Below are 4,242 nucleotides of genomic sequence, written 5' to 3' on the forward strand. Positions count from 1 at the left end.
TGCTAGATGCAAGTTTTCAGCTTACCTGCTTTGTATACCAATTAGATAGCTAGGGGGTAGTAGTATCATCGCTACCATTACCGTTAATTGTATCGTCGCTGTTAGTCCCTAGTAGGGTATCATTCCCGTTGGTTCCAATGATATTAGCCATAACTTTTTCCTACCTGAATTGATTTTTTGAGTAAACTAAGTTCTTAAGTTGTAGTTAGTGCTGTGTGAGCGCACAAAAATCCGCCAAATGTTGACGTTTCGACATTTTTTCATGTCACCCTTGAGGATTACGAATTTTTCTTTGAAGATTCTCCTTTGAGTGGCTTTTACGTAGCACTTATCTAACCATCTCGGACTATCTCAGTCTTAGGCATTGTACAAATTCATGAGCGTGTGGATTCAGAATAAAACTAGTTTCAAGAGTATTTCAATGATCTTCTATCAGTAGCGTAGGACGGTAAAAACCGTAAGTACCTCTGAAAATCAGTATAAAAATCAAGCTTGAATGCCTGAAAACCACAGGTGATAATTTAGTTGGTTTGTCAATGCGTAAGTCTTAAATAGCTTGAAAAATAGGGAACACTTGACAGAGTAGAGGATAGAGAATTTTTATGTCCTCTTTTGGGTTATTGCTCGTGGATGTTTAGCTTGAAAATAGGAAATATTTAGTATAAAACTATAATAAAAGTATACCATAGATTTACTTAGATGTCTATATTTCAATAAAAATCTTTGCATACTCTTCATATTATTTGCTAATAAATGTATACATTGAGAGCCTATCCGAAAACCAAAACGGGTTTAAAATTAATCCAAACAAGCGAAATGTAGCATCGCTAAGTAGTTATCCACCTTCTTCTCTTTGCTAGCCTAAACTTTTCAATATTAATCGAGATACGGAGAACCTGTCCAACTCCTTTTGTTGTCACGCCACTACCCGATCTCAGAATAATTCCTAATACTCTTGAAGTGAACCAAGCCTTATGCAAAACTTGAGATCCTTCACTTCCGGCCTACTTTTAAGGAATTGATCAATGGCGCGTCTAGCCCTGCTGAGTGTATCTAACAAAACTGGTTTAATTGACCTCGCCCGTAGCTTGGTTGAAGAATTCGACTTTGATTTAATCAGCAGTGGGGGAACAGCCCAAACCCTCAAAGATGCGGGACTCCCTGTTACCAAAGTTGCAGATTACACAGGTTCACCAGAAATTTTAGGTGGTCGAGTCAAAACCTTACATCCCCGGATTCATGGCGGAATTTTGGCGAGGCGAGATGTTCTTGAAGATATTACAGATTTAGAAAATAACCAAATTCGCCCGATTGATTTAGTGGTGGTGAATCTATATCCTTTCGAGGAAACGATCGCTAAACCAGGCGTGACATTATCCCAAGCGGTTGAGCAAATTGATATCGGTGGCCCTGCTATGCTGCGAGCATCATCGAAAAACTTCGCCCATCTTACTGTATTATGCGATCCAGCACAATATGACGAGTATTTGCAGGAATTACGGCAAAATAACGGCGAAGCATCCCTAGAGTTTCGGCAAAAGGCGGCATTAAAAGGATTTTTGCACACTGCTAGTTACGATCGCGCGATCGCATCTTACCTCTCAGAAGCACAGCAGTACACTCTTAGCGGCACACAATTACAATCTCTGCGTTACGGCGAAAACCCCCATCAACCCGCCGCCTGGTATCAAACTGGTACTACCCCAACGGGATGGGCAACTGCGACAAAACTCCAAGGCAAAGAACTTAGTTACAATAATTTAGTTGATTTAGAAGCCGCACGCAGAATTATTGTTGAGTTCACTGATACCCCAGCCGCAACGATTATCAAACATACAAATCCCTGTGGTACGGCACTGGGAAATACTATTTTCGAAGCGTACCAAAAAGCGTTCAACGCTGACTCTGTTTCTGCCTTTGGTGGGATTGTTGCACTCAACCGTCCGATTGATGCGGCTACAGCTAGCGAGTTAACTAAAACATTTTTAGAATGTGTGGTTGCACCAAGTTGTGATCCAGAAGCTGAAGAAATCCTGGGCAAAAAATCTAACGTGCGGGTTTTGACTCTACCAAATTTGAGCAGTGGCCCTAAGGATACAGTGAAAGCGATCGCAGGTGGTTTACTTGTTCAAGCTAGCGATGACGTGATTGCTGACACCAGTCAATGGCAAGTTGTAACTGAACGTCAACCGACATCCGACGAATTAGCCGAATTGCTGTTTGCGTGGAAAGTTTGCAAACACGTTAAATCGAATGCCATTGTTGTGACAAGCGATCGCACTACACTAGGAATAGGTGCTGGTCAAATGAATCGCGTCGGCTCAGTTAAAATAGCTCTAGAACAAGCTCAAGAAAAAGCCAAAGGTGCAACTCTCGCCAGCGATGGATTTTTCCCCTTTGATGATTCAGTCAAAACAGCGGCAGCCGCAGGAATTGCAGCCATTGTCCAACCAGGGGGAAGTTTACGCGATAAAGATTCAATCAAAGCTGCTAATGAACTGGGTTTGCTGATGGTCTTAACTGGTGTACGTCACTTTTTACACTAAGTTAGTGCTCATAATGTGTACACTTTTAAAAGTGTCACTCAATATACTTGCCCTTTGATAGAAGCAGTGATATCGTTTATTTGTGTGTGAGGAGCAAGTTAAAAATAAAAAGCGCCTGGGGTGGAAACACGGCAACACTCCCAAGCGCTTTTTAATTGGGCACAAATTAGATCGCTTCTACAGTTTTGAAAGTCTCACTCAATATACTTGACCTTGGATAGAGGTAGTGATATTGTTGATTCGTGTGTGAGGAGTAAGTTAGAAATAAAAAGCGTTTGGGGTAGAAACACGGCAACACTCCCAGGCGCTTTTTAATTTGTCAGAAATTGGATTGCTTGTACAGTTTTGAAAATGTCACTCAATATACTTGCCATTTGAGGGAAGTAGTGATATGGTTGATTTGTGTGTGAGGAGCAAGTTAAGAATAAAAAATGCCTGGGGTGGAAACACGGCAACACTCCCAGGTGTTTTTTAATTTCTGTATAGAAATTATAGAAATTAACACTTCCAAAATAATTGTATATTTTTACTTCCAGTTAAAGACACGAATATTGTTAAAGTTAATCACGTTAACTTCTACACTCTGAAGATAATTTGCTAATTTGAGGTCATCAGTTAGTACAAGATAATTACTTTTAGATAAAGTTAGGATTCCACTGTCAGTAAGTCCAAATTTGACAAACTTTTCAGTATTAACAGCATCTAAACTCTTTATGTAGTATTCATCCAAAAGAGCAACATTTATAGTAAATTGAGCAAATATTTCAAAGCACTGAGAACGTTCGGGTTCCCCAAGTTGATTTGCGAGGCTATTAACTTCTGTCAGAATATTTGGAGTTGTTACAAGCTTTTGAAATTTTGCAAGAAATGCTAGTAGAAGTTCATAATCTTCTGGTAGAAATTGCTGGGTTCGATTAAATTTAGTTATTCGTTCTTGATTGACGCTCCCAACTAGCAAGAGAAGCAGGATGTTTGTATCAACTAAAACTCCTTTTTAGCAATAACGACGAATTAGGGAATTAATCACATCTTTCATACTTGTCTAATTTTCATTGCTTTTACTTTGCCTGTTTGAGAATTTACTTTAAAAAGTTTATATTCTCGTTCATACAACACAGGGGTAGAAGCAACAGAGGGAGGGATTAAGACTTCCAATCGGCTTTTAGGAGGTTTTTGAGGAATATCAAACCCTAAAGTAATCAACCAAAAGCTTTTATCCTCAGAAAGTTCTACTTCTTAAAGTCTCAAATCTTCTAATGAAGAACCCATTATGTTTTGTATGGATTTTATGTATTGATATGCAGCATTTACTGCTGTTTTGACATCAATCATAATTTTAGTTACTCTCTAACCTAATTTGCTAATTTCACACTTTTTTATAGTAATTTAACCTTAATTACTAGTAGTTATTAATATATAAATAACAATATCTATTTTATCAATTTTTTTAGATCCTTTTAATAAAAATCAATTGAGTAAATCTTAATAGTGGGGAATTTTTTGCAAAAAATCTCTGACTTGTGTTGGTTCGCGTAGAATAATAACTTGCTGGTTTGGTGTTACTTGACTAAGTTTTTCTAGAATTCCAGGACGGCGAATAATTGGGTATGACCAGATATATTTGAGAAATTCCCAATTTAATCTTTCACTCTAAACTATTGAGGGATTTGAACAACCTCTCAAGAGTTTAAAGTTT

At 38.3% G+C, this 4,242-nt stretch carries 3 protein-coding genes; 1 reads left to right on the top strand and 2 read right to left on the bottom strand.

Annotation, left to right across the window (positions count from 1 at the left end):
* Nucleotides 1-49 precede the first annotated feature (49 nt).
* Entirely contained in the window at nt 50-151 is a 102-nt protein-coding gene (locus tag HWQ58_RS29535; protein WP_292871003.1) for a hypothetical protein, read from the bottom strand.
* Nucleotides 152-1,025: 874 nt separating this feature from the next.
* Between HWQ58_RS29535 and purH the strand changes: the two genes are divergently transcribed.
* Nucleotides 1,026-2,546 carry a bifunctional phosphoribosylaminoimidazolecarboxamide formyltransferase/IMP cyclohydrolase gene (purH, locus tag HWQ58_RS29540; RefSeq protein WP_292871005.1) on the top strand — a complete coding sequence of 507 codons (1,521 nt, stop codon included), beginning with the start codon at nt 1,026-1,028 and terminating at the stop codon, nt 2,544-2,546.
* Nucleotides 2,547-3,072: 526 nt separating this feature from the next.
* Here the strand turns inward: purH and HWQ58_RS29545 are convergent.
* On the bottom strand, nt 3,073-3,504 hold the full coding sequence (locus HWQ58_RS29545) for a PIN domain-containing protein (RefSeq protein WP_292871007.1): 432 nt from the start codon (nt 3,502-3,504) through the stop codon (nt 3,073-3,075).
* Between the last annotated feature and the right edge of the window lie 738 nt (nt 3,505-4,242).

The organism is Nostoc sp. LPT, from assembly GCF_017115165.1.
Lineage (GTDB): Bacteria > Cyanobacteriota > Cyanobacteriia > Cyanobacteriales > Nostocaceae > Nostoc.

Coding starts and splice junctions, on each gene's coding strand:
- HWQ58_RS29535 (WP_292871003.1), bottom strand. CDS start 151: ATGGCTAATATCATTGGAACCAACGGGAATGATACCCTACTAGGGACT.
- purH (WP_292871005.1), top strand. CDS start 1,026: ATGGCGCGTCTAGCCCTGCTGAGTGTATCTAACAAAACTGGTTTAATT.